This window comes from Variovorax frigidus, assembly GCF_051216515.1.
GTDB lineage: Bacteria > Pseudomonadota > Gammaproteobacteria > Burkholderiales > Burkholderiaceae_C > Variovorax.
Genome location: NZ_JBPJZF010000009.1, coordinates 134,077 through 160,310, shown reverse-complemented (window position 1 = coordinate 160,310; position 26,234 = coordinate 134,077). Strand labels below are relative to the sequence as shown.

Annotated in this window: 19 protein-coding genes and 2 pseudogenes; 10 read left to right on the top strand and 11 right to left on the bottom strand. The window is 64.5% G+C overall.

All coding sequences use genetic code 11. The features are described from left to right. Positions 1-8: 8 nt before the first annotated feature. From ACSFBC_RS25445 to ACSFBC_RS25425, 5 genes and pseudogenes are all read right to left on the bottom strand, one after another. Complete coding sequence (locus ACSFBC_RS25445) at positions 9-356, bottom strand: DUF2958 domain-containing protein (protein WP_435513113.1); 348 nt, start codon at positions 354-356, stop codon at positions 9-11. 619 nt (positions 357-975) lie between these two features. Continuing rightward, positions 976-1,281 carry a DUF736 domain-containing protein gene (locus ACSFBC_RS25440; protein WP_435513112.1) on the bottom strand — a complete coding sequence of 102 codons (306 nt, stop codon included), beginning with the start codon at positions 1,279-1,281 and terminating at the stop codon, positions 976-978. Between the two features lie 571 nt (positions 1,282-1,852). Further along, positions 1,853-2,302, bottom strand: a complete 450-nt coding sequence (locus ACSFBC_RS25435) for a thioesterase family protein (protein WP_435513111.1) — start codon at positions 2,300-2,302, stop codon at positions 1,853-1,855. A gap of 202 nt (positions 2,303-2,504) precedes the next feature. Further along, positions 2,505-4,546, bottom strand: a pseudogene (locus ACSFBC_RS25430) (ParB/RepB/Spo0J family partition protein). 96 nt (positions 4,547-4,642) lie between these two features. Continuing rightward, positions 4,643-5,473: a DUF932 domain-containing protein gene (locus ACSFBC_RS25425; protein ID WP_435513110.1), complete on the bottom strand. Its 831-nt coding sequence runs from the start codon at positions 5,471-5,473 to the stop codon at positions 4,643-4,645. A gap of 703 nt (positions 5,474-6,176) precedes the next feature. Between ACSFBC_RS25425 and ACSFBC_RS25420 the strand changes: the two genes are divergently transcribed. Continuing rightward, complete coding sequence (locus tag ACSFBC_RS25420; RefSeq protein ID WP_435513109.1) at positions 6,177-6,872, top strand: NYN domain-containing protein; 696 nt, start codon at positions 6,177-6,179, stop codon at positions 6,870-6,872. Here ACSFBC_RS25420 and ACSFBC_RS25415 read toward each other — a convergent pair. Then, positions 6,850-7,226: pseudogene (locus ACSFBC_RS25415) on the bottom strand (ExbD/TolR family protein). The gene ACSFBC_RS25420 and the pseudogene ACSFBC_RS25415 overlap by 23 nt on opposite strands. Between ACSFBC_RS25415 and ACSFBC_RS25410 the strand changes: the two are divergent. From ACSFBC_RS25410 to ACSFBC_RS25400, 3 genes are all read left to right on the top strand, one after another. Beyond that, positions 7,129-7,371: a hypothetical protein gene (locus ACSFBC_RS25410; protein WP_435513214.1), complete on the top strand. Its 243-nt coding sequence runs from the start codon at positions 7,129-7,131 to the stop codon at positions 7,369-7,371. The pseudogene ACSFBC_RS25415 and the gene ACSFBC_RS25410 overlap by 98 nt on opposite strands. 515 nt (positions 7,372-7,886) lie before the next feature. Further along, the gene (locus ACSFBC_RS25405) at positions 7,887-13,145 is read left to right on the top strand and encodes a trifunctional serine/threonine-protein kinase/ATP-binding protein/sensor histidine kinase (RefSeq protein ID WP_435513108.1); all 5,259 of its coding nucleotides are present in this window, start codon (positions 7,887-7,889) and stop codon (positions 13,143-13,145) included. Next, positions 13,142-15,382, top strand: coding sequence for a putative bifunctional diguanylate cyclase/phosphodiesterase (locus tag ACSFBC_RS25400; protein WP_435513107.1), 2,241 nt, complete (start codon positions 13,142-13,144; stop codon positions 15,380-15,382). Before ACSFBC_RS25405 ends, ACSFBC_RS25400 begins: the two co-directional genes overlap by 4 nt. 208 nt (positions 15,383-15,590) lie before the next feature. Here ACSFBC_RS25400 and ACSFBC_RS25395 read toward each other — a convergent pair whose 3' ends face one another. Continuing rightward, on the bottom strand, positions 15,591-15,755 hold the full coding sequence (locus tag ACSFBC_RS25395) for a hypothetical protein (protein ID WP_435513213.1): 165 nt from the start codon (positions 15,753-15,755) through the stop codon (positions 15,591-15,593). A 221-nt stretch (positions 15,756-15,976) separates the two neighbouring features. Between ACSFBC_RS25395 and ACSFBC_RS25390 the strand changes: the two genes are divergently transcribed. From ACSFBC_RS25390 to ACSFBC_RS25365, 6 genes are read left to right on the top strand one after another with little or no spacing between them, the layout of a single operon-like run. Next, complete coding sequence (locus ACSFBC_RS25390; protein WP_435513106.1) at positions 15,977-17,170, top strand: ABC transporter substrate-binding protein; 1,194 nt, start codon at positions 15,977-15,979, stop codon at positions 17,168-17,170. A gap of 24 nt (positions 17,171-17,194) precedes the next feature. Further along, positions 17,195-18,076 carry a branched-chain amino acid ABC transporter permease gene (locus ACSFBC_RS25385; protein WP_435513105.1) on the top strand — a complete coding sequence of 294 codons (882 nt, stop codon included), beginning with the start codon at positions 17,195-17,197 and terminating at the stop codon, positions 18,074-18,076. Positions 18,077-18,098: 22 nt separating this feature from the next. Further along, entirely contained in the window at positions 18,099-19,103 is a 1,005-nt protein-coding gene (locus ACSFBC_RS25380; RefSeq protein ID WP_435513104.1) for a branched-chain amino acid ABC transporter permease, read from the top strand. Beyond that, positions 19,100-19,870, top strand: coding sequence for an ABC transporter ATP-binding protein (locus ACSFBC_RS25375; protein WP_435513103.1), 771 nt, complete (start codon positions 19,100-19,102; stop codon positions 19,868-19,870). Before ACSFBC_RS25380 ends, ACSFBC_RS25375 begins: the two co-directional genes overlap by 4 nt. Positions 19,871-19,900: 30 nt before the next feature. Further along, on the top strand, positions 19,901-20,602 hold the full coding sequence (locus tag ACSFBC_RS25370; protein WP_435513102.1) for an ABC transporter ATP-binding protein: 702 nt from the start codon (positions 19,901-19,903) through the stop codon (positions 20,600-20,602). 32 nt (positions 20,603-20,634) lie between these two features. Continuing rightward, on the top strand, positions 20,635-21,714 hold the full coding sequence (locus tag ACSFBC_RS25365; RefSeq protein ID WP_435513101.1) for a phenylacetaldoxime dehydratase family protein: 1,080 nt from the start codon (positions 20,635-20,637) through the stop codon (positions 21,712-21,714). Between the two features lie 170 nt (positions 21,715-21,884). On the opposite strand, the gene ACSFBC_RS25360 is transcribed toward ACSFBC_RS25365, so the two are convergent. From ACSFBC_RS25360 to ACSFBC_RS25345, 4 genes are all read right to left on the bottom strand, one after another. Continuing rightward, entirely contained in the window at positions 21,885-22,829 is a 945-nt protein-coding gene (locus ACSFBC_RS25360; RefSeq protein ID WP_435513100.1) for a LysR family transcriptional regulator, read from the bottom strand. Positions 22,830-23,110: 281 nt separating this feature from the next. Beyond that, positions 23,111-23,953 (bottom strand): ABC transporter ATP-binding protein, encoded by an 843-nt coding sequence (locus tag ACSFBC_RS25355; protein ID WP_435513207.1) that lies wholly within the window; start codon positions 23,951-23,953, stop codon positions 23,111-23,113. Between the two features lie 11 nt (positions 23,954-23,964). Further along, positions 23,965-24,816, bottom strand: coding sequence for a nitrate ABC transporter permease (gene ntrB, locus ACSFBC_RS25350; RefSeq protein ID WP_435513099.1), 852 nt, complete (start codon positions 24,814-24,816; stop codon positions 23,965-23,967). A 2-nt stretch (positions 24,817-24,818) separates the two neighbouring features. Then, positions 24,819-26,171 (bottom strand): CmpA/NrtA family ABC transporter substrate-binding protein, encoded by a 1,353-nt coding sequence (locus tag ACSFBC_RS25345; RefSeq protein ID WP_435513098.1) that lies wholly within the window; start codon positions 26,169-26,171, stop codon positions 24,819-24,821. Positions 26,172-26,234 lie beyond the last annotated feature (63 nt).

Sequence of the window (26,234 nt, the reverse complement as noted above, 5' to 3'; positions counted from 1 at the left end):
TCTACCTGCTACGTCACGATGCGTCCGACCAGCCGCGCTTCGCGCGCATAGGCGCTCAGCCGCTTCTCGGCGCGAAAGTACAGGTCACGCTCTACCGGTAGCCCAAGCCGGCCGCGCACCGCCGCCAGTTCCGACAGGCTCAGCCAGCCAAGCTCGGGGCTACCCAGCCCCAGGTCGCACAGGCCGAACGCATGGTCGGGCTCATTGGGATCGATCTCGGTCAGCAACCACGTCGCGCCGGCGTCCGGCGTGAACAGCTTGACCACGGGGGCCGGGTCAAAGCCATCGTCTTCGAGAGCTTGCCGGCCGTTGGCCAGCAGCACGGTGCGTTGCTCGTCAGTGATGAGTGCGGTCATGGTCTTCTCCTTGGAAGGAATGCCGGGCGGGATTGCCCGGGACCGCGGAGAAGCACGCTGCAGCGCAGCCGTCAGGGTTCGGCAGACGGCCGCAGGCCGCCAGCGTGCGCAGCACGCGCAGACTTTGACGGCGAGACCGGCGTGATACGGTGGGCGGACCCACAAGCCAGCCCTGCCACCACTACCCGCCTCCACCCTGCCTTGGCTCGCGCTGCGCGAGCGCGTCAGCGATGGAGGCCGGAGGGGCGAGACGCCCGCAGCGCAGCGAGGACGACTCGATGCGCAGCACGACAGCGCGACCCGGCTCGCCGGGGGACGCCCGGTTTTACGACCCCGTGCAGAAACTCGAACGCTCGCCGCCATATCTGTTGAAAGACACGAATCCCCGAATCAGCTTTCTCATGAGGCCACGCAAGCACGAAGGCGCATTGGCGATTCCACGTGCATGTGGGAAGGCACGAACGAACGAAAGCGGCTTCCCTTGCAGGAACAAAGCCACGAAGCCACGTTTACGGAAAGTCGCCGATGTGGGGCGTTGCCATTGAGTCCGGCCGCGAGCTGCGACCGGCAAATGAAGCGGCGCCCCGCCGGCGGCCGGGGCGCGGGGGGTGGACGGCGTTCAGTCGCCCTTGCTGCGCGACCAGATCAGGTGGTGCGTGCCGTCCTCGGCCTCGACCAGGCGGGCGTAGATGGTGGCCGGGAACGACGGGTCATCGAGCGTCACCGACAGGTAGGGCCGGTCCGCCTTGCTGATCTTCTTCCACGCCGCACCAATCTCGAAGTTGCCGGCGACGATGCGGTAGTCCGGAGCGTTCTCGCTCTCCTTGTCGTTGGGGACCAGCTTGACCTTGACGTTGAGCGTCAGGGTGCGGACGGTGCCGATGAAGCCGTTGTTCTGTGCGGTGAAGGTGCCGATGTTTGCCATGATGAAACTCCTTGTGGTGGTTGACTGGTCGCGCCCATCGCGGCCTTGTCGGTGATCCGAAGGGCGAGGCACGGGCGGGCTGCACCTCGTAGCGGAGCGAAGAGGCCGCAACAGCGTGGAGGACCGGGAGTGCCCGAAGAAATTTGTCTCGCGAGGAAGCGGCCGAACGCAGTGACAAAGGCGGGGAAATTTGTTCGGGGCGGACGGTTGCTGCCATGAAGCCCGAGGCTTTAGCCGCTGCATCGCCAGGATTCACGACAAGCCAAGGCCGCCCTGGGCGCGACCACCACCGCAAGGGGTCATGGCCGACGCTCAGCCCCACGAACACCACCGGCACCGTCCGCACCCTGCCGCCGTCACGGTCGGTCCCCAGCGCGAGCGATCCGATCCCGGCATCGGCGCCGGCAGCGCCAGCGCGGCGTGGAAGCGTATGGCGGACCGGCTTGGTGCGAGAACCCGGCCTCGGCGGCATCGGGCGCTGCTGGTAGGTGGCTCGGGAATGCCGCAACCTGATCTGGACGGCGGCCCGCGGCGAGGCGGCACACTCCGACGCGCGCCACGCGGCATGCGGTCATAAGCCAGGTTCACGCAGCGCGCTGACCTTGGCCAGGATGCGCGACTCGATGTTCTGGCGCGACGTCGCCACCAGGGTCACGACGGCTTCGCAGACGACTTCATGCGCGTCATGGGCGCGCACGCGGAAGGTCACGCTGCGGTCGCTCAGGCGCTCGACCCATCGGCGCAGCCGCAGTGGCGAGCCCGGCGGGATCGGTCCCAGGTGGTCGATGCGGATGGAACGCCCGACCACCACTTCCGCGTCGGCGTCCGTCAGCTGCTGCACCTCGCGAATACACACCGACTCGATGACCGCGACCAAGTAGCCGGTGGCCAAGCATTCGATCAGTTGCTCCGCGTAGCCGCGGCCATGGGGCAGCCGTGAGAACAGCGAGCGCGCCGTCTGGTCGGCCGGGACGGTGTAGGACTCCTCGAAGAAGACCGCGCTGACCGCTTCATGGTTCATGGGACATAGGAGCAAGAGGAGCGAATGCTTCCGATCCACCGATGCTCCCGTGCAGCGGCCCGACCGCAAACCCGCCGCAGCGTGCGCTGGCGCGCTGCGGCGGGTTTGCGGTTGCCGTGGATGTGAAACGCGCGCGGCAGACCTGCCGCGCGCGTCGCGCCTATGGGAAAAGCCCCGGCCCGCAGGCCGGGGCCCATCATGCTCACACGGCTTCGTGCAGTTCCGGCCCTTCTTCGGCGCCCTCGTCGTCAGCCGCTGTCTCCGTCTCCTGTGCCTCGCGCTGTGGCTCGGCGTCCTGGGTCACGGCCTCCGGCGCGCGGAACATCGCGGGCAGCCAGCCGCTGCCTGCGGCCAGCCGCTCGGCCTCGGCGGCGATCTGCGTCTTCTTGAGCTTGGCGAGCCGGTGCACTTCACCCGGGGCGAATACCTGCACGGCTTCCAGCGCCTTGGCCTTGGACACGTACTCGAAGTAGCCCGCAGCGGTCGGCGTCCACCATTGGCCCATGTCCAGGCCCACGGCCTGCGCCAGCAGCGCGGCGGGCCGGTCGCCTTCGCGCGACGTGATCGCGCTCAACGTGTAGCCGACGCACACCGCTAGCAAGGACAGCAGTTCGGACTGGGGAATCGCCAGCAGCTCAGCGAACAACGCCTCAGGGTCCTCGGGCAGGCGCTGGCCCCAGGCCTCCCGCACCTTGCGCATGCCACGGCGGCCGGAGCATCGGCCACGTCCGGCGCGTGCCGCTCCAGCCGGTCCTGTGGATCGGCACTGATGTTCAGCGGCGAGCCGTGGTAACCCTCCAGCACGATGCGCTGCGCGAGCCGGTGCACCACGGCCACCAACGCGACATGCGGATGGCGTGCCACCTCGGCCTGCAAGGCGGCGGTGCGGTGCGCCGACAGACGGCGCGCCAGCTTCTCGGAGATCGTCAGCGCGGGCGGATTGCCCTCGGTCTGCTCCTGCGTGCCAGCCTCGCGCATATCGTCCCCGGCCTTCGCGCCGCGCTGCTGCACGCGCAGCGCCTTGGCCTCGTCCTCGCGCAGCAGGCCACGATGCACCACCACCGCGCCTTCGGAATCGAGAGATACCACGGCCCCGGCGACCGGCACCGCGCCCACGGGGTAGACCAGCAGCTTGCGCTCGATGGCGTCCAGGTCGTTGCCGATCGCATCCATCGCGTCCTGCCGCGCCTGCGCCTCGTCGTCGCCGATGGCCTCGTTCTCGTCGTCCAGCCGCTCCTGTAGCTTGGCCTGCTCGGCATCGAGCTTGGCGATGCGCTTGGCCTCTGCCTTGCCCGGCTCGCGGCGCGCCGCGCGCACGCGCTGGAAGCGGTGCAGGTCGGCATAGGTGGCGCGGGGTGCCACGTCCACCCAGCCCCAGCCCTCGGCGCGCACCTCGTCGGCCACCGCCGCGAGCTTGTCGCGGGCCAGCTTGTCCAGCAGCACGGCATCGGCGAGGAACACGCCGCTCTGCTCGTCGGCAAACAGATCGCGGCGCGTAGCCCCGCCCGCCTGCTCGTAGGCTTCCAGCCCAACGAAGCGCGCCACCGGGTCACGGCCCGCGTCGATTTCCTCATGGGTCAGGTGATCGCGCAGCCACTCGGGATCGCGCTGCCACTGCGGGGCCTCATAGAACGCGGCTTCCTGCGCCGCGTGGTCGTCGGTGATGGCGAGCGCCATCAACTGGTCAAGCGTCACCGCATCCGCCCGGTAGTCGGCCAGCAGCCGGGGCGAGACGTTGGCGAGCTTGAGGCGCCGATGCACCACCAGCGGCGTCACGCCGAAGTCGGCGGCAATGTCCTCGACGGCGCGTCCCTCGGCCACCAGCGCGGCGAAGGCCTCGAACTGGTCTGCGGGGTGCATGGCCTCGCGCTGCACGTTCTCGGTCAGGCTCACGGTGCGCGCGGCCGCATCCGGCACCAGCAGGCACGGCACCTCATGATCCCTGGCGAGCTTACGGCGCCTGACCAGCAGCTTGAGCGCGGCGAGGCGGCGCCGGCCGGCGACCACCTCGTAGTGTTCGCCATCGGCTGACAGCACCACGGTGAGGTTCTGCAGCAGGCCCACTCGGGCGATGCTCACGGCCAGTTCGGGAATCGACGTGCCGCCGCTCTTGCGCACGTTGCGCGAGGACGGGCGAAGCCGCGACAGCGGGACCAGCAGCAGGTCCTGGCCCGTGCCGATGGCGGCCACGGTCTGCACGGCGGCAGCGATGGCGGTGGTTTCTTGAAGGGTTGCGGTATTCATGGTGAAACTCCTGTTGAACGAGAAAAAGGACAAGCCAACGAACGAAGGGACGAAGGGGCCTTGTTGGCGTGAAGCCCCTCCGCGTGCGGTTGGGGGTCAGGCCTTGAGGCGCCGCATGCCATCGGCCAGCAGCCACAGCGCGCGGTTCAGGCGCAGGTTCTGGTCGATGCCCTGCACAGGGCGGGTGCTCTGGCGGCGGCCATTCGTGGCGCGGCCCTGCAGTCCGCCCTTGATGAGGTTTTCCTGCGTGCGGTTGAACACGCTCCACAGGTCGGGGCGGCGGTCGTCGAAGCGGCGCGGCGTCAGCACCTGCGTTTCGGTGATGGGAGCGGGCTTGCTCTCGTCGTCGTACTTGAGGGCCAGCGCGGCGCGAGCGAACACCTGGGATTCGCCATCGTCCAGCGTGACGGCCTGCATGGCTTCGCGGGACTCCAGCGCGCGGTCGAAGCCGCTCAGGACCTCATAAGCGCCGTCGATGACGTGCACCGCCACGTCTCCCTTGTGGGGCACGCGCACGTCGGCCACGGTGTCGCCGCACACCAGCCCGTTGTGGCAGACGAATCGGAAGGCCCCCGCGAGCATCTGATAGCTGCTGGTCCCATCGTGCGAATTGAGCAGGATGATTTCGTTGGCAACGCCCCGGGCGGTGATCTGGCTTGCATGGCGCAGCCGCAGCATGTGCTTGGTGAAGTCGCGCCGCCCCTCTTGTCGCACGCGGGTCTGGCACGCCATGAAGGGCTGGAAGCCTTCCCCGCGCAGCTTGTGCAACATCGTGGCGGTGGGGATGTAGCTGTAGCGCTCTGAGCGGCTTTCGTGGGGCGCGTCGGCGAAGATGGATGGGGCCACGGCCCTGATCTGGTCATCCGACAGGGGATGTTCCGAGCGCAGCACCGGCGAACGCGGTGCGAAACGGGAAGTGAGTTGCATGGTCTTTCTCCAATGAAGTTGGCTGTTGAAGAAGATCCCACCGGATTCCTAGATTCAGAGCCCTCTTCGGACTCCGATGGGGTCGGCGCGAAGAACCAGGTCGGCCTCGTTGCCACCGTCTTTCCTGAGTTCATCGCCCGCGACGAAAGGGAGCCCGTGGACGGGGGACCGTCAAGGAGACAAGCGCAGGGTTGGTGCGGCCCGCAGGCGCAGCCGAGGACACGGCCCTGCGCGCCTTGACGGCACCCGGCCGCGGGCCACAGTCGCGGACAAGGTGATGGGCCCAGGAAAGACGGTGACTGCGGCAACGGCCGCTCTCGGCGCCGGCACCACGCAAGCGAAGCGCGCAGGCCCGGATCAACGAGCCGGGCCGAAGGCGTCCGCCGAGCAACGCGAGGGAACGATGGAAGCCCGAAGGGGGTGAGACGCCCCGGGCGGCTCGATGCGCAGCACGACAGCGCGGCCGGCCATGTCCGCCTGGCCGGAGACGCCCTGAATCGGATACCGTGACAGACCGTTCAACCCAGACAGCCAGAACCCGGATGAGCACCACGCCGACAACAACAGAGACACGCGTGGCCGTCCTGGTCGACTGCGACAACGTGCCGCCCGACATCCTCGAACACGCGCTGCGCATGGTGGCGCAGTTCGGCCGCGTCGTTCTGCGCCGCGGCTACGGCAACCAAGGCACGCTGGGCAACAAATGGCAGGAAGCCCGGTGCGCCTGGCCTTCACACCCTGCCTGCAGTACCAGTACGCCACCGGCAAGAACACCGCGGACATTGCCCTGGCGCTGGATGCGTTGGAAGCGCTCTTCGACCAGCGGGCCGACACCTTCTGCCTAGTCACCAGCAACTCCGACTTCGCCTACCTGTGCCGCAAGCTGCGCGAGCGCGGCGCCACGGTCTGCATCGTCGGCGAGCCCAAGACGCCCGACGCCCTGCGCAACGCCAGCGACCAGTTCTTTGAATGGACGCGTCCCGAGCCACCCGCGGAAGCCATCGCCGAGGTCGCGCCGAAGGCAACCGCGAAAGCGGAGCCGGCCAAGGCCGAACCAACGAAGCAGGAACCGCCCAAGCCGGCGCCGAAGCGCCGGACACGCTTCCTCGTCGAGGCCGTGTCGCTGCTCGCCAGCGACACGTCCGAAGGCAAGGTGGGCCTGGGCGTCCTGGGCCAGTACCTCAAGCGCACCGACCCGGCCTTCTCGCCCCAGACCTACGGCCACTCGGGAGTGTTGAACATGGTCAAGACCTATGACCTGCTGGCGCCCCAGCAGAAGCAAGGCGGCCATTGGTCGGTGAGCCTGCTGCCCAAGGCCGAGGGCACGGCAGAAGCCGACATGCCGCGTGAGATTAGAGGAAAAAGCCCGTCCCTGACTAGGGACTGTCTGGCTCGGTGATGAAGCCGATCTCGCGCACCCCAGCCTCGCGTGCGGCCGACATGGCCTTTGCCACGCGTTCGTAGCGCACTGCCTTGTAGCCGCGAATTAGCATTTCGGGCTGGGGCGCCTTGCCCGCTTCGGCCGCAAGGAGTCCGGGGAGCGCGCCGTCGTCGATCCTGGTCTCGCTCCAGTAGTAGCTGCCGTCCGTCGCGACGGTGAACAGGATGTTCTGCGGCTTGGTCTGTTCGGGCTCGCTGGTCGCCTGGGCAGGTCGATGTTCACCGCGTGCTTCATCACCGGTACGGTGATGATGAAGATGATCAGCAGGACCAGCATTACGTCGACCACCGGCTTCATATTGATCTCGTTCATCACCTCATCCGGATCGTCTTGGGTTCCTAAGGCCATGGCATCAACCCTTCTTGAGCAGCATCGCCGCGTCGGTCGCCTGGACGAGCGCACGATCCCGCGATTGAAGCGGCAATGGCTGCGCTTGGTTTGTTCCGCTTCGGGCTAGAACGCAGCGAAGCTGTGCACCCCGTCCTAGCTTGCGCCGCTCTGGAACACAGTGACGGGTAGTGGCCCAACGTTTGTGGCTGTGGCCACCCGGTCGTGGCGGGAAGAGCACCTCCCTCACCCCTGATTGGATGTCTAACGGCGTTGCAACCTCCAGGGCGGTTGCGCATTGATGTGCGTATCCGCAGCAGCTCGAAGGTAGGGGCTTGGACCTTGATTCGAGCCTCTACGGCCCCGCTGTGGGCGAATCGAATTTCGGCGCTCATCGACCAGTCCGAAGGGCTGGAGGCACGGCATTCCGTTATTGACCATGCTGAACTCAGCCTCCCCCTTCCCCCAACAGCGAGTAGACAACATACACTCGCAGCTGGCCTCGTAGCCACGCGATGCCGCTGGCCGCCGCGTGTGGCAGCGAACAGACGCCGTAGCGCGTGCAATGCCGAAGGGGGTGCTCGACCGGACGAACCAAGCATGGCAATACCGCTTATGACTGAGGCTGAGGCAAAGTTTCCACCCGTGGACGCGGAGCTTGATGAGATTCTTTGCTGGAACGAGCGCACGCGCGTTGTTCGTCGGCGAGCAGCAAGCGGCCAGGGACACACCATCTGCAAGCAAGCCATCGGTCCGGATGCGCTGGAGCGGATGCGCCACGAGCGGCGGATTCTGGAACACTTGGACGCGGTCGCGGATGTGCCGAAACTGGTGGCGCAGACATCGCCTGACGACACACTCGCGGTTGAAAGCGTGCCGTGCGTGGCGCTGGTGGACGCTTTGCGCGTGGCGCCGCTGGAGGTTCCTGAACTGCTTTCCATAGCGCTGCTGCTGGCGCGCGTCGTCGCCGCCGTGCACAGGGCCGGTGTGATCCACAGGGACATTAACCCCTCCAACATCGTGTTGTGCGGCGCGGACCGGCGCCCGATGCTGATCGACTTCGATCGGGCTACATTGTTTGCCGAGCAACAGCCGGGCTTCACCCAGCCTGTCGAGATCGCCGGCACGCTGGCCTACCTGGCACCCGAAGTGACCGGCCGCACCAGCCGCACGGTGGACCAGCGCGCCGATCTGTATTCGCTGGGCGCGACCTTCTACGAGCTGGCCACGGGACGCCCGCCCTTCGAAGCGGGTGACGCGCTGCAGTTGATCTATGACCATCTGGTGCGCGAGCCCACCGCACCGGTCGAGTTGGACGCACGCCTGCCACAAGGCTTGTCCGACATCATCTTGCGCCTGCTGGCCAAGGAGCCGGACGCACGCTATCAAAGCGCCCACGGCCTGGTTCACGACCTGTCGCGGCTGGGCGCCGCGTTGCAGTGCGGCGACTGTTCTGCCTTTGCGCTGGGGGAGCGAGACTTCGCCGCGCGGCTGGCGCCGCCATCGCGGCTGGTCGGCCGCCAGAGCGAGATCGCGAGCCTGAAACGGGCTTTCGAGAACGCGCTGCATGGAGGCTCGCGCGGCGTGCTGGTGAGCGGTGCGCCGGGCGTTGGCAAGTCCAGCCTGATCAACGAACTGCGTCCGATGGTCGCGGCACGGCACGGCTGGTTCGTCTCGGGCAAGTTCGACAGCCAGCGCCAGGATGTTGCGTCGGACGGCGCCTACCAGGCGCTGCGCGCGCTGGGTCGGATGCTGCTGGCCGAACCCGAGACCGAACTGCGGACCCTGCGCGAACGCATCGCACTGGCCTTGGGCCCCGCCGGCTGCCGCCAGATGGCGCGGGTACCCGAGATGGCCCTTCTGCTGGGCCAGCAGCCCGACCTTGCCGAACCCGATCTGCTCACGGCGAAGCAACAAACGGTCGAGGTTGCACTCGACCTGTTCCGCACCGTCGCCTCGCCGGCACGCCCGGTGGTGATGGTGTTGGACGATCTGCAGTGGGCGGCCGCGCTTCCGATCGCCCTCGTCCATGCCATGCTGACCGACGGTTCCTTGAACGGCTTACTGCTCGTAGGCGCCTATCGCGATGGCGAGGTGGATGCCCTGAGCCCGCTCGCGTCGATGCTGCCGCGCTGGGCCCGGCTGGATCCGCCGCCGCTGTCGCTAACCCTGCAGAACCTGCCGCCTGCCGAACTGGCGACGCTGCTGGCCGAGATGCTGAGGCTGGTGCCGGCACAGGCCGCGTTGCTGGCGCAGGCCTTGCGCGCACACACCGACGGCAATCCCTTCGACACCGTGCAGCTGGTTGACGCGCTGCGCCGTGACGGCGCGCTGGTGCTGGACGAAGGCGGCTGGACCTGGGATGCCAAGGTGATCGCCCGCCACATCGGGCGAGGCAACGTGGTCGATCTGCTGGCCCGGCGCGTTGCAGCCCTGACGCCCGGGACCCAGCAAGTGCTGGATGTAATGGCCTGCCTCGGCGGCGAGGTCGAGTTGCCGCTGCTGCAGGCCGCCAGCGGCGCCTCGGCGGAGGAACTCGAACAGCGGCTTGCTCCGGCGCTGGAAGACCGCCTGTTGGCGATGCAGCACGAGGGCCTGCCGGCGGTGCGCTTTGCCCACGACCGTGTGCAACAGGCCTGCCTGGAGCGGATCGTCCCGGCCGAGCGCGGGCAGCTGCACCTGGCGCTGGCGCGGCGGCTGGGGGAGCTGCCCGAGTTCGAGGCCACGGCAGCGCACCAGTACCTGCCAGCGCTGGACGCCATCGATGACCCGTCCGAATGCCTGCGCGTCGCAACGCTGCTGCACCGCGCCTCAGGCCAGATGAGCGCGTTCAACCCTGCCGTCGCGGAGCGCTTCCTGTCGGGCGCCCTCGCGTTGTTCGGCCGCACGGGCCAGCCCGCCGCGGTGCTGCTGTCCTTGCACATCGAGCGCCATGCGCTGCTCTACAACCTCGGGCGGCTTGATGAAGCCAATGCCTTGTACGCCTCCATCGAGCAGGGCTGCACCGACCCGCTGCAGCTGGCCGATGCCGCCTGCGTGCAGATCAGCAGCCTCACCAACCAGGCCCGGCCGCACGAGGCCGTCGCCCTGGGCACGGTCGTGCTGGCCCGGCTTGGCCAGGCACTGCCCAGCCGCGAGCAACTGGGCGCCCTAATGGGCCAGGGCAGCGCCGTGCTCAGCCGTTGGCTGGACCCCGCTACGCTGGCGGCCGATTTGCAGCGTCCGAACGCCAGCGATCCGCACGCGCTGGCCGCCGGGCGGCTACTCAAACACATGGCCGCGCCCAGCTTCTTCTGCGATCCGGCGATCCTGGTGAGCCTGGTTCTCGCCGGCCAGCGCTTGTGGATCGAACACGGGCCGGCGGCCCAGTTCGTGGGGCCGTTGTCAGTTGCGGCCTTCGTCTGCATCGGGGCTTGGCAGGACTACCGCACCGGCATGGCGGTCGTGCGCCGCATGCTCGATGTCAGCGAAGTGCGGGGATACCACCCCGAGGCCTCGCAGGCCCGGTTCCATATTGCGTTCGCTTCCGGGCACTGGGCCATCTCGCTGGAAGACAATGCCCGCGAAGCGCAGCGTGCCCGCGAAGGCTTGCTGCAGGGAGGCGACCTGTTTGACGCCTGCTTCACCTACGCTCCGTCCATCGACTCGCTTCTGGACAGTGCACCATTGCTCGAACGCTGCGCCGCGGAGACCGATGCGGCACTCGCCTTCGCCGCCCGCACCGGCAACGACGCTGCCGCCGCCAGCTTCGTGTCGCCGCGGCAACTCGTGCGCATGCTGCAGGGCGCCACCGAGGGACTCGGCAGCTTCGACGACGCCGTCTTCAACGAGGCGTCGCACCTTGCCGGCCTAGGCGCCAATCTCGTCGCGGCGGCCAATTTCCATGCCAGGCGCGCCCTGGGCGCGGCGTTTGCCGGGGACATCCCGGTGCTGGTCAGCCATGCCGCGGCGGCCATGCCGCTGCTGGCTGCGGTTCCGGGAACCTACCTGACGGCCATCGCCCACCTGGTGCAGGCGTTGGCTCTGGCGCAGCGTGCACGCACGGCGACGCCGGAGGAGCTCACTCTCTGCCTGGGCGAACTGGACGCCTGCCACGACTGGCTCGCGCTGCGCGCCGCGGATGCGCCGGGCAACTTCCTGCATCTGGTGCGCTGGATCGAGGCCGAGCGCGCCTGGGCCATCGGCGATTTCGGTGGCGCCGCTCGCGCCTTCGATGCCGCGCAGGAGCTGGTCGAATCGCGGCAGCGGCCGTGGCACCAGGCCTTGATCACCGAACGCGCGGCCCTGTGCCTGCTGGAGCATGGACTCCAGCGTTCCGGCGAGAAGCTGATGGCCGAAGCGCGGCGGCATTACGCCCAGTGGGGCGCCACCGCCAAGGTGCATGCGCTCGATCGCACGCATGCGTTCCTGCGCAGCGCAACCAGCGCAACCAGCGCAAGCGAGCCGGCCCGGCCGGGCAGCAGTATCGGCAGTACGGGCGACGCCATTGACATGCTAGGCGTCTTGCGCGCCTCCCAGGCCTTGAGTTCGCAAACCAGCCTGGGTGGATTGAAAAGCAGTGTCGTGAAGCTGCTCGGTACGATGACCGGCGCCACCTCGGTGCTTCTGGCGCTCTGGAACGAGGAGCAGAAGCAATGGCTGCTCAGCACCACCTCCGATGATCAGGCGGCTCCCGTCACGGTTGAGGCGGGCGGTGCCCGCGGGCTGTTGCCGCTGTCTGCCTTCCGCTACGCCGAGCGCACCCTGGAGCCGCTGCTGGTGGAGGACGCGACGCAGGACGACCGCTTTTTGCAAGACCCGTACGTCGCCGGGCTCGAGCGTTGCTCGTTGCTGGTGATCCCGATCCTGAGTCAGGGCGTGCCGCGTGCGGTGCTGCTGCTGGAGAACCGACTCAGCCGCGGAGCCTTCTCTGCCGGGCGGCTGGACGCAGTCACGCTCATCGCCGGGCAACTCGCGGTCTCGCTGGAAAATGCACTTCTGTATCAAGAACTGGAGCAGCGCGTCGAGCAGCGCACCCTCGAGCTGCGCCACGCACAGGCCGAGCTCGTGGGCACGGCGAGGCGCGCCGGCATGGCGGAAATCGCCACCAACGTATTGCACAACGTTGGCAACATTCTGAACAGCGTGAACGTCTCGGCCAACGTGGTCAGCGCCAAACTGCGCGCCTCCAAGAGCAAGGGACTGTCGCAGGCGATGCAGCTGATGGATGCGCACAGCGCCGATCTGGGCCACTTCCTGACCCAGGACGCGAAGGGTCGCCTGCTGCCGGACTATTTGAGGAAGGTTGCGCAAGCCCTGGCGCTGGAGCACCAAGAGGTGATCGAAGAGCTGGGACATCTGAGCACCAGCGTCGACCACATCAAGAATGTGGTGGCCACGCAGCAGTCGTACGCCGGCAACTCCAGCGTGCTGGAGCCGGTACAACTCGGCGAGCTGGTGGACGACGCGCTGCGCATGAACGACGACTCGCTGGCGCGCCATCAGGTGACGGTGGTCAAGGAGTTCGCCCCGGTGCCGCTGGCACAACTGGACAAGACACGGGTGATACAGATCCTGGTGAACCTGATCAGCAATGCCAAGCAGGCGATGGGAGGGGTGAGCCAAGCGGAGCACCGCATCACGCTGCAGGTGGACGTGGTGGGAAACAGCCTGCGCGTGCGCGTCAAGGACGACGGGGTGGGCATTGCGTCCGAGAACCTGACGCGCATCTTTGGGCATGGTTTCACCACCCGCAAGGCAGGCCATGGGTTCGGCCTGCACAGTTGCGCGTTGGCCGCCAAACAAATGGGCGGCACGCTCACGGCATACAGTGACGGTCCGGGCAAGGGCGCGCTGTTTACGCTGGAACTCCCGCTGGCGGGGTCCGGAACCTCGAGTCGCCATGTGACCGAGGAGGCCCCATGAACCAGCAGCAGAACCGCCGTATTCTGCTGGTCGACGACATGCCGGTCATCCATGAAGACTTCCGCAAGATTCTCCTGCCACCGGCCGCCGATACGGGTCTAGACGAGGCCGAAGCCACGTTGTTCGGCACCGTGGCGGCGCCAAGCGCCGTGAGTTTCATCATGGACAGCGCGTTCCAGGGGCAGGAGGCCCTGGCCAAGGTGCGCGGCGCTTTGCAGGCCAGGCAGCCGTATGCGCTGGCATTCGTGGACATGCGAATGCCTCCGGGTTGGGATGGGGTCCAGACAATCGAGCAGCTGTGGCTAAACGACCCACGCCTGCAGATCGTTATTTGCACCGCCTACGCCGACCAGTCGTGGGTCGAGGTGCTAGAACGGTTGGACGCGCGCGATCGCTTGCTGGTGCTGAAGAAGCCGTTCGATCCGATCGAGGTGCGCCTGCTGGCCCTCGCGCTCACCGTCAAGTGGCAAATGACGGAGGACGCGGCATTCAAGATGAATCTGCTGGAACAGGCGGTCGAGGAGCGAACCCGAGAGTTGTCCGACGCCAATATCATTGTCCAGAACAGCCCGACCATTCTCTACCGCCTGCGTGGTGAGCCCTCGTTTCCCCTGATCTACATCTCGCACAACATCACCAAATTCGGCCACGACGCGGCAGACCTGTTGGCGAACCCGGACTGGGCCGATCGTTTGATCGAGCCGGGAGATCAGGCCAGGGTCGCCTCGGCGATGGCGCGCGTGTTGGACAAGGAAGCCCAGGGGTCCTCGATCGAATTTCGCCTGCGCACCGCGGATGGCTCCTTGCGTTGGGTCGAAAACCGCTACATCCCGGTGCGCGACAAGGAAGGACGGCTGGTCGAAGTAGAGGGGATCATCATCGACATCACGGAGCGCAAGGCGGCGGAGGAACACATCGCCATTCTTGCGCGCACCGACAGCCTCACCGGGCTGGCGAACCGGGCCACGTTCACCGCAAGACTGCACCATGCTTTCGCGGCGGCGCAACGCGGCACCACGCCGTTTGCGATCCTGTACATCGACCTGGACCATTTCAAGCCGGTCAACGACACGTTCGGCCACCCGGTCGGCAATCTGCTGCTGCGCGAGGTCGCCCAGCGACTAAAGAACTGTACCCGGGAAACCGACCTGGTAGCGCGACTCGGCGGTGACGAATTCGCGGTGCTGCAGGGCGCCATGGGCGAACCGTCGAGCGCAGCCTTTTTGGCCGGGAAGATTCAGAAGGAGCTGGCGCGGCCTTACCAGCTCAATGGCAACGAAGTGCAGATCTCGGCCAGCATCGGCATCTGCCCCTATGTCGCGGGCAGCGCGGGACCGGATGCCATGGTCGTGCAGGCCGACCTGGCGCTTTATCGTTCGAAGGACGAAGGCCGCAACCGCTACCGTTTTCACTCTGACGATCTAGACCAGGAAGTGCTCGACCGGGTCACGCTTGGCGACGAATTGAGAAAGGCGATCGACAACGACGAGCTAGAGCTGTATTACCAGCCGCAAGTCGAGTTGCCCTCGGGAAACATCGTCGGCATGGAGGCACTGGTGCGCTGGAACCATCCCCAGCGCGGCCTTCTGAATGCCAGTGCATTTATTCCAACCGCGGAGAGAACCGGCGCCATCGTCGTGCTGGGCGCTTGGGTGCTGGACCAGGCGTGCAGGCAGATGAGGCTTTGGCGTGACGAAGGCATGGCACCGCTCATCATGGCAATCAACCTGTCGACGGGCCAGCTCAAGAGTGGCGGTGAACTGGTTCGCGATGTCGCCAGGGCCATCACGAAATGGCGGCTGGCGCCGTCCGATCTAGAGTTTGACGTAACGGAGGCGACCTTGGCCCAGATGACATGGACCCGCAATGAGGTGCTGCCCAAGCTACGGGAACTCGGCGTCCAGATCGCCATCGATGATTTCGGGACCGAATACTCGTCGTTCGAGTATCTCAAGACCTACCGCGTAAATCACCTCAAGATCGCACAGTCCCTGCTCAGAAAAGCCATCGACGATCCGATCAGCGCAGCGACCATCCGCGCAATCATCAATCTAGCGCGCGAGTCCCGCATTGGCATCATCGTTGAAGGCGTGGAAACGCAAGCGCAGCGCCGCTTCCTGAACTCCATCGGCGCGGCGACACTCGCCCAGGGTTTCTACTTCAGTGAAGCAGTAGACGCGGCTCATGCTGGCGATTTCCTGCGTGTGGGCACCATCGGACAGGTCGCCCCTGTTTAAGTGCCGGCCAGGAAAATACAAGTTCCAATGACGGCTGTGGTGGCTGATTTCCTGTATGCGCACAGCCATGCGTTTTCGAGTTCGTTGGTCGCAGCTGCCGGCGCATTGGTCGTCGCTGCCGCAGTGACCTTGGCTCTGTAGCGAGGGACGGGCCCTCACTCGCGAGGTGACCGTGGAAAAAAGGCCTTGATGGGGTTGCTGCGCCAACTCACCTTCTTGGCATCACGAACTCCGCACCCTTGCCAATGCTCTCGGGCCGGCGCAGCATGATTGACTTCTGCTTGGTATGGAAGCGCACACCATTCTTGCCGTAGGCATCGGTCATTTTCCACGCCATTGGCGACGCCTCGTGAGTGCGGGAGAGTCCGGCCATCGTCGCCCGATCGGGCCAGGACCGAAGCGCAAGACCCAAACAGGCTCCCTCCCGCTCTGAGCTGGCGTTGTATCGCTTGGCCGATTGCTGCATGGGTCATTGCGCAGATTGGCATTGCGCGCCGCCTGTGCCGAACAACATACTGCGACGCCGCGCTCGATTGCTGGTGCGGAGAGGATTGGCCTCTCCATGGTGGCGGTTGGCGAAACGCAGGAGAAGTCATGCTCGCGAAATCTCTGAGGTCCCTGCTCTTGGTAGCAGGCGTGCTATCCGCTACAACAGCGCAGGTCTGCGCCCAACCCATCAAGGTCGGCGTCCCAATGATTCTTTCCGGAGCGGGCGCCCAGTTCGGCGTCCCTATCCTGGATGGTGCGCGCCTGTACGCAGATCAGGTGAACGCCAGCGGCGGAGTGCTTGGTCGCAAGATTGAGTTGGTGCCGCGGGACACGAAGTCCCGCCCCGAAGAAGCCGTGCGAGTGGCCAGGGAGCTGATCCTGCGCGACAAAGTGGATTTTCTCGTCGGCACCTTTACTTCAGCCGAGGGAACAGCGATCTCCCAGGTCGCAAAGGAGAACGAGATCGTTACGATCGTTCCGGGACCCAAGACCGACCGCCTGACTGCCCCGGATCAGCTGCATCCCTATATCTTCCGGACGTCCGGAAACACGACCACCGAGGGCCGAGTGGCCGCGGAGATCGTCGCCTCCATGAAAGTCAAGCGAGTAGCGACCATCGCTCCAGACTTTGCGTATGGCCGTGACGCGGTCACGGCCTTTGCCGCTCATCTGCGCAAGCTGGTGCCTGACGTGCAGATCGTCGATCAACAATGGCCCAAGCTCAACGAGTCGGACTACACGGCCTTCGTCACCGCACAACTTGCCGCAAAGCCAGAGGCGGTGTTCTCGGTAATTTGCTGCGGCAACTTCGATGCTTTCGCCAAACAGGCCAACGCGCTTGGCTACTTCAAGCAGCTCGGGCCGCGTCTGGTAGCCGTCGGTGAGGCGGGATCCGTGGAAATGTTGAAAGCGCTGCGTGACGAATATCCGGTGGGGATTTGGGGTAATACCTACGACGCCGACAACTGGGATGCATCGCCTACGCACAAGGCATACATCTCTCGCGTGCGCGAAGTCACCAAGCAGGCCGTTCCTTCCTCATGGGTCATCCAGGGCTATATCTCCATGCAGTTCCTGGTCGAGGCGATCAAGAAGGCCAACTCAGTCGATGCCATGAAGGTTTCAGCGGCGATGAAGGGATTGACCATCGCCTCACCGCAGGGGCCGATCACCATGCGTGCCAAGGATCAGCAAGCCGATCGGGCGCATCTATGGGGCCAGGCGGCCAAGGTCGTCGGTTCGGAGACTCTGGTTCTCACCAACATCCGCAGCATCGCCGTCGGCGGCTTGATGGATTAGTCAGCTCGATCTGAAAGCACAGCCATGGACCTCTCATTTGTTCCAGCACAGTTGGTCAGTGGACTGACGACGGCCATGACGCTGTTCGTTACGGCCTCGGGCCTGTCGCTAATCTTCGGCGTCATGGGGATTCTCAATTTCGCTCATGGCAGTCTGTTCATGCTGGGTGCCTTCCTGCTCGCCTCGTTGGCGCGGTTGCTTGGTGCATCGGGCGTCGGCTTCGTGGCCGCGCTGTTCCTCGCATCAGTCGCAGTGGGGGTAATTGGTGCAGCTCTAGAACGCTGGTTCATCTCACGTCTGTACGGCAAGGAGGAGCTGTTTCAGCTGCTCTTTACCTATTCGCTGGTTCTGGTGCTGGCCGACTGCGTCCGAATGGTATGGGGCGTCAACCAGCAATCCGTGATGCGGCCGGCGATGCTGTCCGGATCCTTCGAAGTCGCTGGTGCGACGCTTTCCCACTACAACCTGCTGCTCATCGGCGTGGGGTTCGCCATTGTGCTCGGTCTGTGGTTCCTGCTGCACCGCACGCGCATCGGGGAGCTGATCCGCGCTGCGTCGCAGGATCGAGAAATGCTGCTGCTGCTCGGAAAGAACGTGCGCTGGATTCAGACCGGCGTCTTCTTCCTGGGGTCCTTCCTCGCCGGCTTATCGGGTGCGCTGATGGCGCCCCTGGTGTCGGTGGTTCCGGGCATGGACTCCGAGATCATCATCGTACTGTTCATCATCGTGGTGATCGGCGGGCTTGGCTCATTGGCCGGCACACTTGCGGGTTCGCTGGTCTACGGCGTCGCCTATTCATTCACCGTGTACTTCTTCCCTCAGCTTGCTCTGTTCGTTGTCGCAGCACTCATGGTGATCACCCTCACCTTGCGACCGCAGGGCCTTCTCGGTCGGCGGATTGGCTAGCGTTCTCGCAAAAAGGTCCATCATGAAGAGTCATATTGAAGCCACGCTCGCTCTGATCCTCTTTCCTCTGGCGCTCGGCATCGGCATCTTCGGCTCCCGCCTCTGGTTGAACTTTGGTGCCGAGGTGGCGATCTGGGCATTGTTCGCCGTAAGTCTAAATCTCTTAGTCGGCTTTGGCGGCATGGTGTCGTTCGGTCATGCCGCCTACTTCGGCCTCGGCGCCTATGGCGCGGGACTCGCCGCCATGCGCTGGGGCATCGGGCTGGTTCCGGCCACATTGATCGGCATGGGCTTGGCGGCACTCTTCGCATTGCTGTTCGGCATGCTGTGCGTACGGCGATCGAAGGTCTATTTTGCGATGCTGACACTCGCATTCAGTCAGTTGGTGTGGGCGGTGGCCTTCCGGTGGAACGATCTCACTGGCGGTGATCAGGGAATCAACGGCTTGCCGATGCCGCAGTTCGGGAACCTGCTCGGGTGGACCAATCAGCGCTGGTTCTACTGGATCTGCCTTGTGCTGCTGTGCGCCGTCCTGTACCTGTTGTATCGCCTGGCGCGCTCTCCGTTTGGCACCCTGCTCAATGCGGCGAAGCTCAACCCGGAGCGCGTGCAGTTTCTGGGTACCTCGGTGCCGAGGGTGCAGCTGGTGGCCTTCGTGATCGCCGGCGCGCTGGCCGGACTCGCTGGCGCGCTATTCGCTTTCCATACACGAGGACTTTTTCCCGACTATCTGTTCTGGACAAAGGGTGCCGAGGCGCTGAACATGGTCGTTCTGGGCGGCATGAATCAGTTGCTCGGACCGGTGCTCGGAGCAGCCATGCTGCTGTTGATCAATCAGGAAGCTACCGCGTTTACTGAGTACTGGTCCGCAGTGACCGGGGTGATGCTCGGTGCGCTGATCCTCTTCGCGCCCGGGGGGCTGGCCGGCGGTCTGCAGCGTCTGCTTGGGGTTGTGACGCGCAAGCGTGCGAGCAAAGTTGACCAATCTGCACCAGATCTTGAAGCCGAACTCCGGAGGCTCCAATGAGCGTTCTAATTGAGATCGAGGGCCTGAGCAAGACCTTCAGCGGCTTCAAGGCACTGAGCGATGTAGGTTTTGCCATCCCCGAGGGCAAGATCACAGCGGTGATTGGGCCGAACGGCGCGGGCAAGTCGACCTTGTTCAACCTCATCACGGGCAAGCTTGTACCCACCAGCGGGGCAATCCGACTTCGAGGCCGTGATATCACCGCGCTGCCACCGGAGGCTCGGGTACGCAGCGGGTTCGGCAGGACTTTCCAGCGCACAAGTGTTTTCAGTGAAATGAGTGTGCGGGAGAACCTCCGGACGGCACTGTTGTGCCAGGGAAGTCAGGTCTGGTCGTTCTGGCGCGCGGCAACAGCGTTCTTCGAGTCGGACGTCCAGACGCTCGCGTCGCGCTTCGAGCTCAGTGACGCGTTGGATCTGCCGGCCAAGACCATGTCGCACGGCGATCAGAAGCAGCTCGAGTTGGCCATGGCCGTCGCGCAGACGCCCAAGGTGCTGTTGCTAGACGAGCCTCTGGCAGGAATGTCGCCGGTGGAGACACGGACAGCCGTCGCAGCGATCGTCGACGAGGTTCGTCAGCGAGGCATCACGCTCCTTTTCACGGAACATGACATCGATGTTGTGTTCGAGATCGCCGACGTGATCGTGGTGCTGGACAAAGGGCGCTTGATCGCCAGTGGACCAGCGGCGCAGATCCGTTCCGATGCGAGGGTGCAGGCTGTCTATCTCGGCCAGAGCGACGCGCTCGAGGCAACAGAACTGCAGTGACCAACAGGCTTTCTCCGAACCTATCCGATCATGAAACCAATCCTCGAAGTTCTTGCGCTCAGGGCGGGCTATGGCTCTAGCCAAATTCTCTTTGACATCACGTTCAATGTCTATGACGGCGAATGCGTCTGCCTGCTTGGCCGTAACGGGATGGGCAAGACGACCACCATGCGCAGCGTACTCGGCCTCACTCGTCGCCTCGGTGGCAGCGTGCGCTTCCGCGGCCGCGATCTCGGCCGAGCTTCGGGTTTCGAGGTTGCCAGGCTGGGCATCAGCCTTGTGCCAGAGGACCGACGCATCTTTGCTGATCTGACCGTCGAGGAAAACTTGCGAGTTGCGGATGCGCGCGGAGAATGGACGCTGTCACGCGTCTATGCGCTCTTTCCCGAGCTTCAGGAGTTCGCGACTCGCAAAGGCGGGCTGCTGTCGGGTGGACAGCAGCAGATGCTAACCATTGCGCGTTCGCTGATGACATCCCCTCGCCTCCTGCTGCTCGACGAGCCGTCGGAAGGGATTGCCCCCATTGTGGTGCAGCGGCTGCGCGACCAGATCAGGGAACTCAAGCGGTCTGGGCTGACCCTGGTGCTGGCCGAGCAGAGCCTGGCTTTCTGCCTGGCAGTGTCTGATCGGGTCGTTGTGCTTGAGAAAGGACACGTTCGCTACAGCGGAACAACCGCCGCATTCTCGAGCGATGCTGCATTGCAGAAGAGGCTGCTTGGCGTAGGGCACTGATTCACACTACTAAAGAAAACTATATGACAGCAATGATCATCGAGAACGCGCCGGCGGAAGCGTACGGCCCCTCAGATCGCAGATTCCCCCTGCGCAAGCGCGAGGGCTTCGTTCCCCAAGTGCAGCGCTGGTCCTTCCAACTGCCTCCCGACTGCATGCAGATGCGCGTGGGCTTCCTGGCGGTGCAAGGCCCGGACGATGCGACGCTCGAGCAAAGCGCCTTCTTTCGATGGGCACAAAATGCGCTGTCGCATGCTGCCGGGCCGACGACCTTTGATCACGCTCGCTTCACCGACGCGCAGGGATTGCGCAATCACGTGATTGCTGCCTACTGGGTTGACGAGTGTCGGTTCGAACGCTGGCGCTCTGACGACGTGCTGCAGTCGTGGTGGGCCTCGAACGAGCGTTTGCACGACAAGACGGGCGTGTGGCGCGAGATATTGCGCGTGCCGCGTGAACGCCAGGAGAGCATCTACTGGCGGGACTATCCGGCAGGTCTGATGTCGAGCGACGAGGTGGCGATCTATCCGACCCCCTACTGTGGCTACTACGGTGCAATGCGTGACCGCATTCCGCTGGCCGCGCGTGATCCCCTGAATGCACCAGAAGACTTCGGGCTTGTTGAGCAGACCGGCCGTGCTGGATACGGCGAACGCTGGCGTATTACCCCGCCTCACAATCTGGCGGTGATCCGCTCAGCCAATACGTGGGGACGCATGGACGAGGAGCAACTGGCCGACTACGAGAAGAATCTCAGGCAGCCGCTGGAGAACGGCATGGACTACTTGCGCGAATCACCGTTGCCTACCGGATGTGCCTCGTTGCGCATGCAGCGCACGTTCGACTCGCAGGGGCGTCCACTGCCCGAGGAGCATGCGCTCGGGCATTTTCTTTCGCTGCGCCACATGGAGGCCTGGGCGGAGAACCATGCGACGCATGCGGCAATCTTCACGGCCGCGATATCCCGGTACAAGCGCTACGGGACCGACAATCAACTGCGTACCTGGCATGAGGTTTATGTGCTTCCCGCCGGCGATCAGTTTTTCGAGTACATCCATTGCGGCCCGGAAACCGGTCTGCTGCGATGGTTCGACGGCGAGCGTGTGGGCTAAGAAAGCTTCCTTCGCGGCACCGGGCTTCCGCCACCCGAGTGGGCCAGCCCGCACTGGAGTCCAAAGGCGTGACTGAAATTCCGCGCGCAGCGAAACGGTCGCGGTCCCGAGGGCCCCCTTCGCCGGGGCCGCATTCAGAATGCCTCCGGACGGGGCCAAACACGGGCGCGTTAGTAGCCACGCGGATCCACGTCGGGGGGACCGTTAAGCCATTCTTGCTCTGACTCAAAGAACTGCTGCAGGTACTCGGTGACGGCCCGGATTCGGGCGGAGTATTGGAGATCATGGTGCACGCTCACCCAAAGCGTTCGCATCGCCCTCGCCGTATCAGCGAGCACCGGTACTAGGGTCTCCTCTTTCACCACGGAGAACTTGGGCAGCAACACCAGCCCCAGCCCAGAGGCTGCGGCGGCCATCTGCGCCAGCATGCTGTTGGACTGGAAACTCATGTGAGGTCTTGAGATCAGTTCATCGAGCCAGCGTACAGCGTCGAGCTGAATCAGGTCGTCGAGATATCCTACGAACTGGTGCTTCGGGAGGTCGGCCAGACTCGCGGGTGTTCCGTGTCTCTCGAGATAGCTCCGCGAGGCATACAGATACAGAGCGAACGAACCCGCCGTCTCGCATGCGAGACCCTGACCGATCGGCTTGAAAAAGCTGACGAAGACGTCGGCTTCCCTGCGGCTAACATTGACAACCGAGGGGGAAGTCACGAGTTCCACCCGCAACTTGGCGTGCTTGCACAGCAGCGTGTCGAGGTGGCGAGCCACAAAGGTGGTGCCGATGCCCTCCATCATGGCGATGCGCACGCTGCCCGACGGCTCTCTGTCGGTTCCGCCCAGTTCTTCCTGCAGCGACAGGACCGCGCGCTCCATGTTGTCAGCCTGAAGCGCAAGGACATGTGCCAGCTCCGTCGGCTTGAGTCCGGCGCGGCGACGTTCGAACAGGGGACCGCCCAAGCACAGCTCCAGCTGTGACAGACGACGGCTGACCGTAGAGTGATCGATGTGGAGTTGCCTGGCCGCCTGCGACAGGCTGCCAGTGCGATTGATATGCAGGAACAGGCGCACATCATCCCAGTTGAGATTGGCGAGAGGTACCTTTTTGGTCGTCATGCAGCCTTCGTGGTCGTATGCAATGTTGCTCCTTCGCCTCAGATATCAGTTTGTATATTGATGCGCAATACAGACGAACACTACGCTCGAACGGCAACGATGGAAACGGGTAAGCAATTTTCGTTCCCTCGCTAGCGGCCATTGCGCCACCGCAGTCGCCGGATCATCGCTTTTGACGCGTGGGCTGGCGCGCGAGGGCGCGAGCCGCCGTCGACGTGACGAAGATGGGTCCGCTGCCCGCTGTTGAAAAGGCCGAACTGGCGAGCGGGGCCGAGAAGATTTCAGCCTGTGGGCTGCTCGACGTGGGCTTGGCGCCGGTACAGGAAGTCCATTAGCGCTCGCCTGCACTCTGCATAGGTTTGGTCAGTAGCCAAGCTGACGCGATCGCGTGGGCGTGCAATGGGGACGTCCAGGATCTCTCCAATTCGTGCAGCAGGCCCGTTGGTCATCATGACGATGCGGTCCGCAAGGAGCACTGCCTCGTCCACGTCGTGCGTGACCATGACGACGGTGCTTTGGGTCTTCTCGACGATGCCGAGCAACTCGTCCTGCAACTTGGCACGCGTGAGCGCGTCGAGCGCACCGAAAGGTTCATCCATCAACAGGACCTGAGGTTCCATGGACAGCGCCCTGGCGATTCCGACGCGCTGCTTCATGCCACCGGAAATTTCGCTGGACTTCTTGTGCGCGGCCTCCGCCAGGCCGACCATTTCAAGCGCCGCCTCGGTGCGGTGATCGACCGCCGAGGCGGACTCTGCCCGAAATACGCTGCGCACGGCCAGGCGCACGTTGTCGAAGCAGCTGAGCCAAGGCAGGAGAGAATGGTTCTGGAAAACCATCGCGCGCCGAGGGCCCGGTCCCCGGATGACCTCCCCGTCGCACGAGACGGTACCCGCGGTCGGCGATGCCAGCCCTGCGAGAAGATTGAGCAGCGTGGATTTGCCGCAACCGGAGTGGCCGATCAACGCAACGAACTCGCCCTTTCGGATCTCGAGGTTGATCTCGCTGAGCGCCGGAAAGTCGCCCTTGGGCGTGCTGAAGGTCTGCCGCACACCGCAAACCCGCAGGAATCCAGGCGTCACGCTCGAGGTCACCGGAGCAGTGGAGAAAGTTGGACACAACATGGTCTGGCCCTTCATTCACGGAAGCTGAGATGCTTCATCAGTGCACCCAGCAATTGGTCGAGCACCAAGCCGACAACGCCGATCATCACGATGGCCACGATGATGCTGGAGATCTGCAGGTTGTTCCATTCGTTCCACACGAAGAAGCCAATGCCGCTCTGGCCTACAACCATCTCCGCCGCCACGATCACCAGCCAGGCGATGCCGATCGAGATGCGCATGCCAGTGAGGATCATCGGAACAGCCGCCGGGAAAACGATCTTGCGCGCGCGCTCCAAGGGCGTGAGTCCGATCACGCGACCGACATTGGTCCAGTCCTGACGCACGCTCGCGGTGCTGTAGAGCGTGTTGATCAGGATGGGCCAGATCGAACAGATGAAGATGATGAAAATCGCCGAAGTGCCACTGTCTTTAAGGGTGTAGAGCGCGAGCGGCATCCACGCCATGGGCGAAACAGGCCGCAGCAACTGGATGACAGGATTCAGTGCCCGGCCCAGCCATGGAACCAGCCCCAACAAGAAGCCCAAGGGAACGCCGACCAGCACAGCCAGAGCGTAGCCGCTGAACACGCGCCTGAGCGAGTCGAGCAAGTGCCAGGCAATGCCCAGGTCGTTTTCGCCATTCCGGCGGAATGGATCTGCGAACAGTTCGGCGGCGCGCTTGAACACGTCGACTGGGGTTGGAATGGCCGAGCGCTCCACGGACACGCCAGGGCTCTTGCCCATCAGCTTGTCGTAGTCCGAAAGCTCTGCCGGTGCGGTGGGGCCCCCGCTGGAGGCGAGTGCCTGCCAGACTGCCAGCAACAGCAGTCCGATCGCGAAAGTGATCAACCAGGAGCGTGTGGTCGAAATCGCGCTCTGCATCATCACACCTTGCCCAGCGACTTCAGATAGTCGGCGGGACGGTCGGAGTCGAAACTCTTGCCCAGAATGGTTTCCTTGCGGAAGCCAACCTCGGGTGCCCTGCCACCGCGCTCCTCGATGAGGCGCTTAGCGTCCGTTGCCAGCATGACTTGGCGGGCAAGGCCCTTGTAGTCCAGATCCTCCTTGATCATGTTCCACCGGCGCATCTGGGTCAAAAGCCACACCGCGCTCGAATAATGCGGAAAGGGCTGAAAGTCGATTCGGCGCGGCAGCGTCTTCACGTTGCCAAGGCCATCGGCATACCTGCCGGTGAGGACTTGGTCCACAACAGTTTCCGGTTGGTTGAGATACTGAGGCTGAGCAAGAATCTTGGCCATCCCAACGCGGTTGGTGGGCTCGGACACATGCAGGCTCGCCGCGATGATCGCGCGGTAGGCGGCCATGAAGCTGTTCGGATGGGCCTTAATCCATGCCTCGGTTGCGGTCACCGAACAGCAAGGATGTTCCGGCCAGATTTCGCTCGAGACCAAGTGAATGAAACCCGCCCCTTCGTACACCGCCCGTTGGCCGCCTGGCTCGCCGCCGAAAAAGCCGTCTATGTTGCCCACCCGAAGGTTGGAAACATACTCGGATGGAGGAACAACGCGATAGGACACGTCTCGGTCCGCGTCCAGCCCTGCCGATGCGAGATAGTGGCGCAGTTGGAGCATCTGATGAGATTGCTCGAACGGCACCGCGAACCTGAATCCCTTCCAGTTCTTCGGGTCGCGGTTGTCCTTGTGCTTCATCGCAAGGACCAGCGAATTGCCGTTCTGGTTGAGCACCGTCATCACTCGGGCCGGAATCGGTGCGCCGCTGATGCCGGCGGACATAGCCAGAGCAACAGGCATCACCTGCTGGGAGATGTCCAGTTCACCGTTGACCATCTTGTCGCGGATCAGCGCGATTCCGGCGATCTTCTGCAGGCTCAGTTCCAGACCCTCGCGCGGGAAAAGTCCGAGCTGCTCCGCATAGATCAGCGGTGTCGCACAGGTAATAGGCAGAAAGCCGACCGCGAGGCGCTTTTTCTCTGGCGCGCCCTTGCGCTCCTGCGCAACGGCGGCAAGCTGGGTCAGCGGCGTAAGCGCCGTGAGTGCGGCCAGCGCCCCTGCTCGCCCCAGCGTCTTGACGAAGGCTCGGCGCAGGCTGCGCTCTGGGAAGAGGCCGTGCAGCATGCCTTCGGCCATGGCACCAGCCAGCGCGTTGTCGCAATTGGCCGGCGTTCCTGCGAGACACTCTTCGCTATCGCCATGCGTGTTGCCGCATGCGCAGAGGCCTGCGCTGGAAAGGCGAACGTACTCGTGAGATGGGTTCATAGTCCCTCCAAGCTGGGTTTAACGGAGCAGGTCCGCGACACCGTGATAGTGAGCATGTTTCAT